This window comes from Psychrobacter sp. C 20.9, assembly GCF_001921765.1.
Taxonomy (GTDB): domain Bacteria; phylum Pseudomonadota; class Gammaproteobacteria; order Pseudomonadales; family Moraxellaceae; genus Psychrobacter; species Psychrobacter piscatorii_B.
In genome coordinates, this window is sequence record NZ_MRYC01000001.1 from 127014 (window position 1) to 141694 (window position 14681).

14 protein-coding genes and 4 tRNA genes are annotated in these 14681 nt (G+C 43.4%); 13 read left to right on the top strand and 5 right to left on the bottom strand.

Annotation, left to right across the window (positions count from 1 at the left end; all coding sequences use genetic code 11):
* The first annotated feature begins 127 nt into the window (after positions 1-127).
* From BTW00_RS00550 to BTW00_RS00600, 11 genes are all read left to right on the top strand, one after another.
* Complete coding sequence (locus tag BTW00_RS00550; RefSeq protein ID WP_075105762.1) at positions 128-2065, top strand: tetratricopeptide repeat protein; 1938 nt, start codon at positions 128-130, stop codon at positions 2063-2065.
* A 179-nt stretch (positions 2066-2244) separates the two neighbouring features.
* On the top strand, positions 2245-2877 hold the full coding sequence (gene lolB / locus BTW00_RS00555; protein WP_075105763.1) for a lipoprotein insertase outer membrane protein LolB: 633 nt from the start codon (positions 2245-2247) through the stop codon (positions 2875-2877).
* Positions 2878-2967: 90 nt separating this feature from the next.
* Complete coding sequence (ispE, locus tag BTW00_RS00560) at positions 2968-3930, top strand: 4-(cytidine 5'-diphospho)-2-C-methyl-D-erythritol kinase (RefSeq protein ID WP_075105764.1); 963 nt, start codon at positions 2968-2970, stop codon at positions 3928-3930.
* Positions 3931-4005: 75 nt separating this feature from the next.
* Positions 4006-4530, top strand: coding sequence for a hypothetical protein (locus tag BTW00_RS00565; protein WP_075105765.1), 525 nt, complete (start codon positions 4006-4008; stop codon positions 4528-4530).
* A gap of 114 nt (positions 4531-4644) precedes the next feature.
* Positions 4645-4720 (top strand) — tRNA-Gln (locus BTW00_RS00570).
* Between the two features lie 239 nt (positions 4721-4959).
* A tRNA-Gln gene (locus tag BTW00_RS00575) sits at positions 4960-5035 on the top strand.
* A 110-nt stretch (positions 5036-5145) separates the two neighbouring features.
* On the top strand, positions 5146-6093 hold the full coding sequence (locus BTW00_RS00580) for a ribose-phosphate pyrophosphokinase (RefSeq protein ID WP_057758042.1): 948 nt from the start codon (positions 5146-5148) through the stop codon (positions 6091-6093).
* A 409-nt stretch (positions 6094-6502) separates the two neighbouring features.
* Positions 6503-7192: a 50S ribosomal protein L25/general stress protein Ctc gene (locus BTW00_RS00585; RefSeq protein ID WP_075105766.1), complete on the top strand. Its 690-nt coding sequence runs from the start codon at positions 6503-6505 to the stop codon at positions 7190-7192.
* Between the two features lie 177 nt (positions 7193-7369).
* Positions 7370-7951 (top strand): aminoacyl-tRNA hydrolase, encoded by a 582-nt coding sequence (pth, locus tag BTW00_RS00590; RefSeq protein ID WP_075105767.1) that lies wholly within the window; start codon positions 7370-7372, stop codon positions 7949-7951.
* A 100-nt stretch (positions 7952-8051) separates the two neighbouring features.
* Complete coding sequence (gene panD / locus BTW00_RS00595; RefSeq protein WP_010196068.1) at positions 8052-8432, top strand: aspartate 1-decarboxylase; 381 nt, start codon at positions 8052-8054, stop codon at positions 8430-8432.
* A gap of 188 nt (positions 8433-8620) precedes the next feature.
* Positions 8621-9607: a calcium/sodium antiporter gene (locus tag BTW00_RS00600; RefSeq protein WP_075105768.1), complete on the top strand. Its 987-nt coding sequence runs from the start codon at positions 8621-8623 to the stop codon at positions 9605-9607.
* Positions 9608-9746: 139 nt separating this feature from the next.
* Here BTW00_RS00600 and BTW00_RS00605 read toward each other — a convergent pair whose 3' ends face one another.
* The 3 genes from BTW00_RS00605 to BTW00_RS00615 form a co-directional block, all read right to left on the bottom strand.
* Positions 9747-10409 (bottom strand): RDD family protein, encoded by a 663-nt coding sequence (locus tag BTW00_RS00605; protein ID WP_075105769.1) that lies wholly within the window; start codon positions 10407-10409, stop codon positions 9747-9749.
* A gap of 358 nt (positions 10410-10767) precedes the next feature.
* Positions 10768-10844: transfer RNA gene (locus tag BTW00_RS00610), tRNA-Arg, on the bottom strand.
* A 183-nt stretch (positions 10845-11027) separates the two neighbouring features.
* Positions 11028-11117, bottom strand: a tRNA-Ser gene (locus tag BTW00_RS00615).
* A 345-nt stretch (positions 11118-11462) separates the two neighbouring features.
* Between BTW00_RS00615 and BTW00_RS00620 the strand changes: the two genes are divergently transcribed.
* Positions 11463-12257, top strand: a complete 795-nt coding sequence (locus BTW00_RS00620) for a hydroxymethylpyrimidine/phosphomethylpyrimidine kinase (protein ID WP_075105770.1) — start codon at positions 11463-11465, stop codon at positions 12255-12257.
* Between the two features lie 126 nt (positions 12258-12383).
* Here BTW00_RS00620 and BTW00_RS00625 read toward each other — a convergent pair whose 3' ends face one another.
* Both BTW00_RS00625 and proC read right to left on the bottom strand, forming a co-directional pair.
* Positions 12384-12953, bottom strand: a complete 570-nt coding sequence (locus tag BTW00_RS00625) for a YggT family protein (RefSeq protein ID WP_075105771.1) — start codon at positions 12951-12953, stop codon at positions 12384-12386.
* A 155-nt stretch (positions 12954-13108) separates the two neighbouring features.
* Entirely contained in the window at positions 13109-13942 is an 834-nt protein-coding gene (proC, locus tag BTW00_RS00630; protein WP_075105772.1) for a pyrroline-5-carboxylate reductase, read from the bottom strand.
* 219 nt (positions 13943-14161) lie between these two features.
* Here proC and BTW00_RS00635 point away from each other — a divergent pair, with 219 nt between their 5' ends.
* A complete protein-coding gene (locus tag BTW00_RS00635; protein WP_075105773.1) occupies positions 14162-14671 on the top strand; it encodes a GNAT family N-acetyltransferase in 510 nt (169 codons plus the stop codon).
* Positions 14672-14681: the final 10 nt, after the last annotated feature.

Sequence of the window (14681 nt, forward strand, 5' to 3'; positions counted from 1 at the left end):
TTGTTTATACTGTTCATCTGCTCTTATAATGTTTGTCATGGGTACTCGTTACCACTATTTGATTTGAAATGATTAAAATAAAATTGCCTCAGCTATGTAGGTAAACCATGGGCGAACACGGCTATCTATGATGTTTTTTGGATCATTATCTAGATCACAACCTCTTTATAACGAGCAATCTAGCCTCCGCGCTTTATTGCAGGTCGTTATCGATCGTTTGTGCCAGCGTTATAAGCTAGCGTTGTCATTGGCCTTCTGTTTATGCCTTGCCGTACCTGCGCATGCCAGCCATGCTGATACAGAATTGGCCGCAAAAACGCCACCAGCAGCAGTCATTACTAGCGATAACTGGGCAAATAATAATGCTACTTCTAGTACCTCTATCAGCACGACTGTTCATAAAAACAGCCAAATGACAGATAGCGTAACCAACATTGATGGTCTAGCGCCAGCCAGCCTATGGCAGCCTGAACTCAACGAACCCAGTTTATATGCTCTATTAGATGCAGAGTTTGCTGCGGATCGTGATGACAAACAACGTGCGATTACGATCTATAAGCAACAATCTTTTAAAGAAGATGCCACAGCGGTATTTGAGAGGGCACTAACTCTATCATTGCGTAATGAAAGGGTTGAGGATTCATTAGCCTTTGCGAAATCATGGCAAGACCAGAATCCTGATCATGTACCTGCTTGGTTTTATGTGGCGCATTTGGCACTACGGGCACACGACTATATCTTAGCTGGCGAGACCTTAAACCGCATCTTGCGTTACGATCCGCGTGCAGATTTGAGCGAAATCCTTATCGGTATTTATCCCAATAATGACTATGACAAACGCGAGCTGCTTGCCGCTTTGCAGCCACTAGATAGTGAGCAAAATGCTTCACTGTCCGTATTAAAAGCTGGTTTACTTTACCAATTTAATGAGCCCGAAATCGCTATCGTGCATATTAACCGCGCGCTAGAGCGCCAGCCTGATTATGTGCCTTTTATCACCCTAAAGGCTGACATCTTGCGCAAAATCGTCACCTCTGAAACTGTGGTCAACTATATAAGCCAAGCACGCTTGCGCAATCCTGATAGCAAAAGCTTGTACCTGTACGAGATTCGCTACTTATTAGACTTAAAACAAAGCGAGCAGGCTTGGAAGTTACTGCTTGACGCACATAATCGTTTTAATGATGATGCCGAGATTACCTTGCTAGCAGCACTGGTGAGCTTGGATATTGAGCAATATGCAAGTGCGGATGATCTACTCAATATGCTTGCCAAAAACCCCGCTTACCTTGACCAAGCTTATTACTATCTCGGTATCAGTGCCGAGCGGCAGCAGCAGTATGATAAAGCCAAATACTATCTCAATGCCGTGATGCAAGAAGACTTAGTATTAGAAGCACGTCGAAAAGTGGTCGCATTTGAATTGCTCAATGACGACGTCGACGCCGCCATTGCTACTTTAGAAAAGCTACGCAAAGACTTTACCGTATTCGCCCCTGACACCTTTGTGATGCAAGCCGATATCTTGTGGCAGCAAAATGAATCAGAAGAAGCCTTACGTCTATTGACGCGGGCCGCTCGTAAATATCCTGATAATGAGATGTTACTCTTTGCCCGTGTCCAACTGTTAGATGACAAAAGCGACTATGTCGTCAAACGTACACTCCTTAATCATTTGCAGGCGCTCGATCCTACCAATTTATCCTATCAGCTCAGTTATGCACAGTTGCTATTGGCCAACGAGCGTAGCTCTGAGCAAGGTCTGGCGCTTGCTACAGCAATTATCCAAATTCGCTATGACGACCCACGCTATGATAATGACCTTCATCTACAAGCTCTCAATGTATTGGCGGGTAATGCATTGGCAAAAGAAAACTATAAGCAAGTCATCGATTATCTGCAAACGCCTTACGATGTGCTCCCAACTCTGCGCTCAGGCACTCTATTACTGCGTGCTTATCAAGGTCTCGGCAATAACGAAAAAGTCGAAGCACTACTCGCAGACTTGCAACAGCGCTTCTCGTTTGGACAACACAATATCAATGACAGCATACAGCTATATTGATATTGGTTTTTCAAAATAACTGTTGCGGCGTGATGCCATCAGGCCTGATACGTTACAAAGCAATTATCAATTACAAGGGACGTATAAGAAGCTAACAGCCGTGCATAACTGAGCAACAAATAGCCCTTAAGCTAATATCTTTGTTAACCTGTCCATTTTACCATTTTCGAGAGCACATTATGTCAGTATCAATCACTTCTTATAAACCAAATAAATTGGCTCTGTTTACTGCTATAACTGCAGCAATGGTCATTACCTCTGGTTGTCAGTCATTAAAAACGGCCAACGCGACTAACCAGCCAACGACCACTGTACAAGGTCAAAACGCTGATCAACCAAAAAAGCTAGAGAGCTTCAATATCACGGGTAAAATTGGGGTGACCACACCTGCTAATGACACCTCAGGTACCCAAGGCGGTAGTGCGTTTTATGCATGGGGACAAGAAAACGATCGTTTTGCTATTGAACTCATCGGCGCGCTTGGCATTGGTAAAACCAACATCGAGTACAACGGTCAAACCGCGACGCTAGTCAGTGAAAAGACAGGCACATTGACTGCTGATGACCCTGAGGAACTATTACAAAAAGCCACTGGCTGGCAAGCGCCTATCTCGCAAATGCCTTACTGGATTTCTGGTCGCCCCGCGCCTTCAGATAGCGCTCCGCAGCTAGATGCTCAAAACCGATTGATCAGCTCAGTCAATGGCGACTGGAGTGCCAGCTTTACTTATAAAGGGAATGACAAGCTCCCTAGTAAAATCAGCGCTGTACAACCACAGGGCAATAAAGTGGTGATGACGATTAATCACTAGTCCGTCATTACTAGTGTATCACCACAAAAAAATCAGCCCCTATTGCTCATTACCATAGTCGTTTATGACTGTACCTTATGATGAAAAAACATGATTGAAAACATAGCCGAAGCATCTGACTCTACTGTTACGCGTTTATCCCCTGCAAAAATCAATCTATTTTTGCATATTACAGGCAAGCGTGCTGACGGTTATCATAATTTGCAAACGGTGTTTCGCCTGCTTGATTGGGGTGATTACTTGCATTTTTCACTCATGGATGATGTTGTGATACAAACGGCTGATAATAAAGCAGATGCCAATACCCTCTGTCATCAGCTATTAGTATTAGCTGGTGCAGAGGCGATAACTGCCAATATAGAAGACAACTTAATCTTCAAAGCGGCGCGCGCATTGCTCGCTTTTGCCATACAGTCAAACACGCTGCCCGAGCAGTTAGCACCAATTACTATCAGGTTAGACAAGCATTTGCCAATGGGTGCAGGATTGGGCGGTGGTTCGTCCAATGCCGCAACGACTATGCTGGTGCTCAATGAGCTTTGGCAGCTTAACTTTACTCGCGATGCGCTTATAAAAATTGGTGCAAAGGTAGGCGCAGACGTACCTATCTTTATTTTTGGTCAAGATGCGATTGCGATGGGTATTGGTGAAGAATTGACTGCCATCAATTTGCCTGACCAGCAGTATTTAGTCTTGACACCTGAAGCGCATGTCAATACTGCCAAACTATTCGCCCACCCCAAACTACAGCGAGATATCACTTCTCTGTCGATTGATACGATTAAAAATCAATCCAATGATTATGTTCAAAATTTGAATACGCCTTATCACAATGTCTTTACGCCAGTAGTGACAAGCCTCGCTCCTGCTGTTGCAGAGGCTTTGAATTATTTGCAAAGGTTAGAAACACAAGCGCTGGGCACAGCGCGCATGACTGGCTCTGGTAGCGCGGTATTTTTACCGCTAGATACGAGTATTGCCTCTGATAAAAAACTGTTGGCAAAGTGGGTTGAAGATGCGCCGTGTCAGGCTTATCTAACCAGTAATTTATAAATCGAACCTAGGGCATGTCATCAAGCTCAATATTTTTCAATAAGCCCATACTATTTAAACTTAGGAGTTTTTGCGATGAAAACCAATTTCTCAGCCGCTATGTCAGGTACTTTGTTGAGTGTTATTTTGCTGCCATTGATGGTGGCTGGTTGTACTACAAATGCGACTACCCCAAACAAAAACTCACCAACCCCTGAAATACCTGAAGCGGGTAAAGATACTGAACCACAAGCATACGCACCATTTTTTACGTACCCTTATGCGAATGGCATGGAAATACAGCCAGCAACGGGCGGTACATTGGTCATGCAAGACGGCTGTTTATTGCTACAAAGTGGTAATACGCTTGAGGTTCCTGTGTTTCCACATGGCATCACTACTTGGAATGCAAACACAAAAACGCTGACAGCAAATGGGATTGCTATCCCTCTAAATTCAGAATTATTTACCAATGGGCCACTGGGCCGTGAAAAATACGATCCAAATAATGACTATAATTTTGCACAACAAGCAAACCCCGATTGTTTAAAGGGTAGATACATACAGTTTTTAGGGTCGCAATTTATGGATGCCAATAAACTGTCCAACCCCTCGTCATAAGGCTGTCTGTATAAAAGCAAGTCGCTGAATGACACAACAATATGAATAAATCCTAGAAAAAAGCGCAAATGACTTGCAAAATCTGAAAATTTACTTATAATAGGTCGCCACAATAGGGGTATAGCCAAGTTGGTAAGGCATCAGGTTTTGATCCTGACATCCGTTGGTTCGAGTCCAGCTACCCCTGCCATTTTTTAGTACGAAGCGTGAGAAATACACTGAGTATAAGCGGTTTATAAATAACCTCTTATGCTATTGTCATTGACAACGTTATCCCAGTTTCGGTATAGTTCGCAATGAACACCGCTAGGGAAAAGTTATGTTTTAGGCGGCTCAATCGTTTATAAGATAACTGACAGGTCGTGACACCATTCTAAGAATGACTATTAGTCGCTATTAGCTTTCGGTTGTTCATAGCCTAGACATTACAGGGGTATAGCCAAGTTGGTAAGGCATCAGGTTTTGATCCTGACATCCGTTGGTTCGAGTCCAGCTACCCCTGCCATTTTTTACTGTAATAGTAGTCTTCAATCTTTTTCACCACTCTTTTCTTAATTTGAGCAGTTTGTCACTGCTTAGCGGTCGCTGCTTGAGTCAATCAATAGGACTTCTGTCATGCCTTATTTGGCGATTTTTACGGGCAATGCCCACCCAGAATTAGCAAAAACCGTAGCCGATCATCTTCATATACCTCTTGGTAAAGCTGACATCACGCGTTTTTCTGATGGCGAAATTGCCGTGGAAATCAAAGAACACGTACGTGGTAAAGATGTGTTTATCATGCAGCCTACTTGTGCACCGACCAATGACAACTTGATGGAAATCATGATGATGGCGGACGCCTTGCGTCGCTCTAGTGCTGGTCGTATCACAGCTGTCATGCCATATTTTGGTTATGCGCGTCAGGATCGTCGTCCACGCTCAGCTCGTGTACCTATCTCGGCTAAAGTGGTCGCTGACATGCTAAACATTGTCAGTATCGATCGCGTGATGACGGTTGATTTGCACTCAGATCAGATTCAGGGGTTCTTTGACATTCCTGTAGACAATATCTACGGTACGCCAGTACTCCTAAACGATCTACAAAAACAAGATTATGACAATATCATGGTGGTTTCACCTGATGTTGGTGGTGTGGTTCGTGCACGTGCGATGGCCAAGCAATTAGGCGATACTGACATGGCGATTATTGATAAACGCCGTGCCCGTGCCAATGAGTCACAAGTCATGCACATCATTGGTGATGTCCGTGACCGTGATTGCGTCATCGTTGACGATATGGTCGATACGGCTGGTACATTATGTAAAGCAGCTGAAGCATTGAAAGAAAATGGTGCACGCCGCGTCTTAGCTTACATCACTCACCCTGTCCTATCGGGTAATGCACTCAAAAACATCAGTGAATCTGCGCTAGACGAAGTTGTCGTGACCGATACGATTCCATTGTCTGCTGAAGCAAAAGCGTGCAGCAAAATCCGTCAGGTCAGTATCGCGCCAATGCTTGCTGAGAGCTTACGCCGTATTAACAACGAAGAATCTATTAGTGCGATGTTTGATGCCTAATGCTAGACAGTCATTGTTATAAATTTTAATAGCAATGATTGTGATAATACAATTTTAGTTATTAAAAAAAAGAGCGCCAAGTATTGACACTTAGCGCTCTTTTTATGTAGGCCTTTTGCGTAGGTCTTTATTATTGCTACAAAATCCCGTATAATGCGCGCCTGTGCTGACCTTTTGTTTTATTCAATCAGGTTGGCATTATCAAAAGTGCTGATCATGCTGAATAATAATGGCTATTGTGGTAATTTTTACTATAAAAATCATTGTTATAAGCAAATGGCTAACATCGATAGTTGTGTCATTTATACGCAACGATAGATATTAGCTCTCATCACGTATTAGTGGATTGGTCGCAAATCCACTTTTTTATGACCAGACACTTCATCATTCTTTTTATAGGATTATATCCATGAGCAATAATCATTTTGAACTAAACGCTACTGATCGTTCTGCTGAAATCCAAGGTAAAGGTGCGAGCCGCCGCCTACGTAAGCAGAACCTAGTTCCTGCTATCATTTATGGTGGTGGTGAGCAGCCAACAGCGATCTCTATCAAAATCAACGAGCTAGTAAAAGCACTTGAGTTTGAAGCATTTTTCTCACACATCTTGACCATCAATGTTGACGGTACCGAGCATCAAGCTGTTATCAAAGACTTGCAGCGTCATCCTGCTAAAGGCTTCCCAATGCATGCTGACTTCCAGCGCGTTGTAAAAGGTCAAAAAATCCACATGAACGTTCCTGTGCATTTTGTTGGTCGTGAAGAAGCGCCAGGTACTGCTGCTGCTGGTGTACTATCTACCCTAGTATCTGATATCGAAGTTATCTGCTTACCATCACAGTTACCTGAATATCTAGAAGTAGATGTATCTGGTATGGAAATCGGTGATTTGTTCCGTCTATCAGACATCAAACTTCCTGAAGGCGTTGTGATTCATGAGCTTGAGCTAGAAGACGGCCATGACCGCACTATCGTTAACATGCAGCCACCAACGGTTGAAGAAGTTGACGAAGATGCTGACGACGTTGATGCTGATGAAGTACCAGCAACTGAGCAAAACGACGACGCTGATGCTGAAGAAAGCAAAGACGACGAGTAATATACTATGTCTAGGTAGCACTTTATTTTGTGCCACTTAGTAATAGACTCGTTTAGTTAAGAAGACAGCAGGTGATTTGAAATCTCCTGCTGTTTTTGTAAGTAAGGTTTGAGAATATACTGTCTATCAATATTTCAAACCTTATCCTTATTTATCAAATTTAAGCAGGGTGTTTTTATGGCCATAAAGCTTATTGTCGGTCTTGGTAATCCTGGTCAGCAGTATATGTTTACGCGTCATAATGCCGGATTTTGGTTTGTCCATCATTTGGCTCAGCAGTTCAACATTACGCTCTCCCCTGACAAAAAATTTCATGGGGTGACAGGACGTGGGCACATTCATGGCTCTGATGTGCGTTTACTTATGCCTCTGACGTTTATGAATAAATCTGGTCAGTCAGTCGTGCCTATGGTAAATTTTTATGGCATCAAAAACGACGAGTTATTGATTGCCCATGATGAGCTCGATATTCCAGCTGGCAGCATCAAACTCAAAACCGACGGCGGTCATGGTGGTCACAATGGCTTGCGTGACATCACGCCGCATATCGGTAATGACTTTCATCGTCTGCGTGTGGGTATCGGTCATCCTGGTCACAAATCCAAAGTCAGTGGACATGTCCTTTCAAAAGCGTCTCCCGATGAGCAAATCGCCATCGATAGCGCGTTGACGGCGGCATTTGAAGCGCTCCCCTTATTGCTAGATGGAGAGGTCGAAAAAGCACGTTCACAAATTAATGGCTTTAAATTGCCTGAATAAAATATTACCTCTATAGTAATAGCCTTTTATTTTGGTAGGTTTGTCCCCATTAACCTTTTGATTTAGTTATTTAATATCAGTTACGCTAAGGAAGCAACCTATGCTACTTAATATGCTTAAATGCAAATTACACCGTGCTCGCGTTACCCATGCTGAGCTTCACTATGAAGGCTCATGCGGTATCGATGGTGATCTGCTGGACCTTGCCGGTCTACGTGAAAACGAATCTATCGATATCTATAATGTGACCAATGGCAAGCGCTTTCGCACCTATGCTATCCGTGCTGAGGCGGGCTCTGGTATTATCTCATTAAATGGTGCTGCGGCTCATATGGCAGACTTGGGCGATATCGTCATTATTTGTGCTTACGCGCATTTCGATGAAGTTGAAGCATCGACGTATCAGCCAAAACTGGTCTATTGCAACGAAGACAACACAGTTAAAGACACAGCAAATATCATTCCTGTACAAGTTGCTTAATATGACAGGATGGTGAGGTTTTGGTAAATTTAAGATAAACACAAAGTTACATTTTTGAATTACCTGCTATTATTACTAAAAATCTCGATGCTATGAGGAAAGCTGAATCTAAATCAAGATTCGGCTTTTTTTATGCCATTTTTCTCTATTAAACTCATACTTTTCATCATATATAAGGAAACATACCGATGTGGTTGGCGGTGATTGCAATACTGATTGGGTTAGCAATTTTGGTTTGGAGTGCTGATGTTTTTATTGACGGAGCAACAGCACTGGCAAAAAAGTTTAGTGTGCCAAGCTTCTTAATTGGGGTATTAATATTGGGCATCGGCACATCAGCACCTGAGATGGTCGTGTCAGTATTAGCAGCGTTAGAAGGCAGTCCTGAGCTGGCTTTAGGCAATGCTTACGGCTCAAATATTATCAATATTGCCTTAGTACTGGGTGCAACCGTACTGATTAGCCCTATCATCATCCGTAAAGGTATCGTAAAGCGTGACCTGCCACTGCTACTGCTAATCACTATCATCGCCGCTTGGCAGCTACGTGATGGCATATTAAGCCAAGTGGATGGTCTGATATTGCTTGTATTGTTGATTGCGGTATTGGGGTCACAGATCGTATTGAGCATTCGTGAGGGCTATCATGAGCATGAAGAGGACATTGATAATGCAGATTCAGATGCGACAGAGCCAAGCGTAGCGCGTGGACTTGGTAGCTTACTGCTCGGTATGCTGATGCTGGTAATCAGCTCGCGTGCGATCGTTTGGGGAGCGGTCGAATTGGCAACGCTCTGGGGTCTCAGCGAGCTCATCATTGGCTTGACGATTGTTGCGGTTGGTACATCACTGCCTGAGCTGGTATCAAGCTTGTCAGCAGCGCGTAAAGGCGAGCACGACATGGCACTTGGCAATATCATTGGCTCAAATGTCTTCAATACATTGGCGGTCGTAGGCCTAGCTACGGTCATTGCCCCGATTGCTGCTGATCCAGTGATTTTGTCACGTGATGTGATGGCAATGGGGCTACTGACGGTATTACTCGTTGCACTGTGCGTGTTTGCCTTTACCACGAAGCGTCAATTCGGTCGCACATCAGGCGCTACGTTGGTACTGTTTTTTGTCAGCTATACAGCATGGCTGATTCAAAGCGTTAGTATAGTTAATCCTCTTTAAAAGAGTGACAGCGTTAACCTCGCTTGCAGTATTGCATATACATCTGCACTCGGTTGCCTTTTCTCTCTTTTAAACTAAATCAACTATATATAATTTTTCACTTTTATATGTTTTGAGCCTTGCTGGCTATTTTATAATCCTAAGACTTTTTCTTACGATTTTTAAAACCGCGCCATAACCCTTCATGTGCCACTTTTGGCATTTTTAGGGTAATGGTGTTGGATAGCAAATCTTGTACTGCCAGACCGCGAGGGTTGAACAGACAAAACACATAGTTGAATACCAATCCCAAAAACGCGCTCGCAAGCAAGGCGGCGCGTGACCCATCGATCAGACTACCAATAATACCAAAAATCAGCGGCATCAAACACGCTGCCAAGATACGTTTGAAAGACTGTCCCCACGTGAGCCACTGACCCGCGTCATTAATGGTTTTGAGCCGCCATGTCTGCATCCCAAGCGTCTGACCACCACGGCGCCAAAATATGCCGTAGAAAGCCACCAATGTCAGTACAAATGATGGCGTCATAATAGCGTTTTGATACCAGACCGGTAGCGACTGCGCCTGTGAAGACTCGGTACCCGTCTCCATGGTCAAAAGCGTGCCAACCACAGTCAATATCGTGCCGACCAAAAATAACAATGCCAAAATCAACATGCCATCATAAAGAATGGCCACAACGCGAACCATGGGCTTGGCAATGGTGGGCGCTTCATTAGGATCTTGCTGCGCAAAAGCGCTCGGTTGCGGCTTTGATTTGCTAATAGACTTTGACGGGCGTTTAGAGGAACTTTTTGACATGGTACGAGCTCATAGCAAGCAGTGAATAGTAATGCTATTGTACCGTAAATGACTGGTCTATCGTACATTATAGTCAATCCACTATAAAAGCGTTACAGCGTTAACCTCGCTTGAAGTATGACGTATACATCTGCACTCGGTTGCCTTGTACCACTCTTAAATTGGATCAACTATATCCTAAATGACTGTCTAATCATCCTAATCACATAGGATGGCTATGATGTGACCAATATAAAATCACGAAACCAAAATCCTTAAAGTCACTAAGCAAAAGGCAATACTAAAACACAAAAACTGCAGACATAAAAAAATCGCCAATTGTCATAAGACAGGCGATTGATTTAGTTGATTATGCAAATGGTGCGCTTGGAGAGATTCGAACTCCCGACCCCTTAGTTCGTAGCCAAGTGCTCTATCCAACTGAGCTACAAGCGCGTACTTTGCAAATCATTTACCGAGTTGTTAAAAACAATTTCAGTAAATTAGGTTGGCTATTATATAGATAATATCGCTTGTGTCAACATCTTTTTTAATTAAAGACAAAATATTTTTTGATTTAATTATTAAGAATGTTTAACGCAATATACTGCGTTACTACTCTAATAATAACTGAATAAATGGCGGTGAAGGAGGGATTCGAACCCTCGATACGCTTACACGTATGGTTCCTTAGCAGGGAACTGGTTTCAGCCACTCACCCACTTCACCTAACGATTTAAGACATTTATAAAAATAAACACAGTATTGATGCTAATAATACGTCTTATGCCGTGGGCGAGTATTATAGCAAAGCCAAAACGAATTGCAAGCCTTGTCTACCGATTTAATGAGGCTTTTCTCATAATTATCGATATAAATGCTTTTCTCGGCTTTTAATACTTAAAATTACGCCATATTGCAAAAAAATGCCACTGCTAAATTGATGATTCAGAACAGTCTCATTTGTTTTGATATTTTATACTTAATCTATAGGTACTAGACTGAGATAGATTTTTTGGCAGTAGGTGGCTATAGTATTTATCACTGATTATAAAATACCTAAAAGGAGCGGTTATGCGACCTGTCGTACTGTGTTTTTCTGGACTGGATCCCTCAGGCGGTGCTGGATTACAAGCGGACATTGAAGCCATCGGTCAATCTGGTGCGCATGCGGCTATTGCTTGTACGGCAGTCACAATTCAAAGCTCACAGCAGGTATTTGGTTTTGAAGCTTGTGCGGCAGCGCTAGTGAAGTCTCAAGCCACTGCGGTGCTTGACGATTTACCTGTCAAAGCCATCAAATCAGGTATGCTGGGCACCACTGATAACATCGCAATGCTAACGCACTTGTTTGCTGAGCAAAAGATCAGCAAGGACACACCATTTGTATTGGATCCTGTATTGGTCGCCAATAGCGGTGGCAGCTTGGGTGATGAAAAAACGCTGGTCAGTGCTTTTAGGCAGCTGCTACCCTATGCCACCTTGATTACACCCAATACGCATGAACTGCGCGCGCTGAGCGGCGAGCAGAATTTGCACAGTGGTGCGAAAAAACTATGCGCGCAAGGCGTTCATGCGGTGTTGGTAAAAACCTCTCATGATTTTGATAGCGGTGATATCGAGCAGTATTTATATATAGAGGGCGAGATGGTACATAAGAGCATCTTACCGCGCTTAGAGGGTGAGTTTCATGGCTCAGGATGTTCGCTTGCCAGCTTTATCGCTGGGCGTTTGGCGATGGAAGATGATTTGATTGATGCGGTAAAATCCGCAGATAATTGGATTACCCAGACATTGCGCGCGGCTGACGACCCGCACCCTGAAGATGCTCAGGCGCAATTAATACCCAATCGCTTTGTTCGTTTTTAGCATATCTAACAAGCCATAGCTTACCCAAGTAGCAGACATAAAAAAGGCGCTCTATATTTTATAAAGCGCCTTTTTAGTCAAAGATCTGACAATGTGCATGGTTGATTTACTATTGCAAAATATCGCTTACCCCAACATAGGCATGAAGTTTGCGGCCAACCCGCCGATAAATATCTCAAGTAAATAAAACACAAAGAAAGCAACCATCGGTGACAAATCAAGCATCCCTAAGTTTGGCGTGATACGACGAAACGGCTCTAGTATCGGCTCCGCTAAGCTCATAATAATACCAATAATAGGATGCTGGGATTGGGTAAACACCACGATCCAGCTGACGATAATAGACCCAATCACCAAGTAGCGACACATGCGTAAAAAATCTAACACTAGGCTGATCGTACCCGTGAAAAATAGCGGCACAGGGGCAATCCCTTGATGCGTCAATGCCGCTTTTCCAGAGATATCGATCAGACGAATCAAAAACATCAGGACGATAGCCGCAATGCTAATACGCCCCTGTCCGACCGTTGGGAATATACGCCCAAACACATCGACGATATGGGTCGCTTTATAGGCAGGTGCAATCATCGGGTTGCGCGCATCCATCCCTGCAAATTGCAGCATAAAACGAATAAACACCAGCATCATAGCGAATGTGGTGACCAGATCAAAAACTTGAAATAACATGTTGTTCATGAAGGGCTACTCAATGGGACATTGTTGACAGATTTTAGGATGACAACTGTCATTATCAGATGCGAATCATTATGCAATGTAGATCAGCTGTTTAGCCTGACCTACTTTTTGGGTCGTTACGTACTAATTATTAATTGCTAATTGCTAATCAATAACTATTTACTCATCTCTTCACTAAGCGCTTGGCTACGATCATAGCACGCTTGCATGGCTTCACCGATTTGGCGACCAATCTCATTGGCTTGCATAGATTCAACAGCGGCTTGAGTGGTACCGTTTGGAGACGTCACTTTGCGGCGCAATTCAGCAGGCGTATCTTCACTATTCATCGCCATTTTTGCCGCACCTATCATGGTTTGCATGGCAAGTGCTGAGGCTTGTTCTTTATCAAGCCCTAATGCCACTGCGCCATCGACCATCGATTCGATAAAGTAAAACATATACGCTGGCGCTGAGCCTGACACGGCAGTCACAGCATGCATATGTTCTTCGTCATCGACCCACATGACCAATCCTGACGCTTCCATCACCGCGGTTGCCAACGCTTTTTGTTCAGCTGAGATATTATCTGTGCCGTAGAGACCCGTCGCCCCCATCTGAATCATCGAAGGCGTGTTTGGCATGGCGCGCACGATATTACTATAGCCGCCCAGCATGCTAGACAATAGGTCAGTTGACAGACCTGCGGCAACCGAGATGACCAACTGATTGTCCAATGCATCAGCAAAAGCACCAACCACCACTTTCATCATTTGTGGTTTTACTGCCAGTACCACGATATCAGCATCGACCACAGCTGCTTTGGCATCCGCCATTGGGTCAACGGTGTTTAGACCTTTAGCCGCTAGTTGCTCACGGATATCGCTGCTAGGATCGGCGACCGTGATGAGGTTTGGTTCGATGCCGCAGCCCACAAGACCGCTGATAAGCGCTTGTGCCATATTTCCGCCACCGATGAAGCTGATTTTCTTATTATCTAATACCGACATACTTGTCTCCTAGTCACAAAATTCAAAAGTATTCAACTTAACATATTGATATATAAAACGACACTCAGTTTATCATACTGCCACTACAACCGTTTGATAAATTCCTGTCAGCTACAATCGCATTAAACCTAATTGAAACACGTAACTGACATCGACTATGACATGGTTTAGCTGTTAGATTGAGAAATAATTTTTATAAAATATTTTGAGGTGTCAAATATGTTTTCTATTCGAAAAGCCGAGCAAAAAGATTATTCAGACATCGCAAAGGTGCATGTCCACAGTTGGCATGATACTTACCTAGACCTTTTACCCATTTCTTATATCAATGAGATGAATAACTTGGCTAAAAAAACAGCCCTGTGGGAACAGATATTGCGTCAACCCGAAGTAGAGGTTTGGGTAGCACAGGACGGTGATACCATCGTAGGTTTCATCGGTTACTATTCTCAAAATGAGCGCTATGAAATCACCACGCTATATATTTTACCTACTTATCAACATCAAGGTATGGGCAGCACACTTATGAAAGCCTCATTGCAAGATATAATAGCCGCTAATGCCGAGGCTCGTTTTCATCTATGGGTTTTGGACACCAATAGCAACGCCATTAATTTTTATAAAAAACATGGCTTTGAGCAGAGCGCAGAGCGTCACGAGGAGATGTATGAAAACGCCAAAATAATAGATATTAAAATGATAAAAAATACCGACCCTCTGACTACCTAAATAGTTTTGT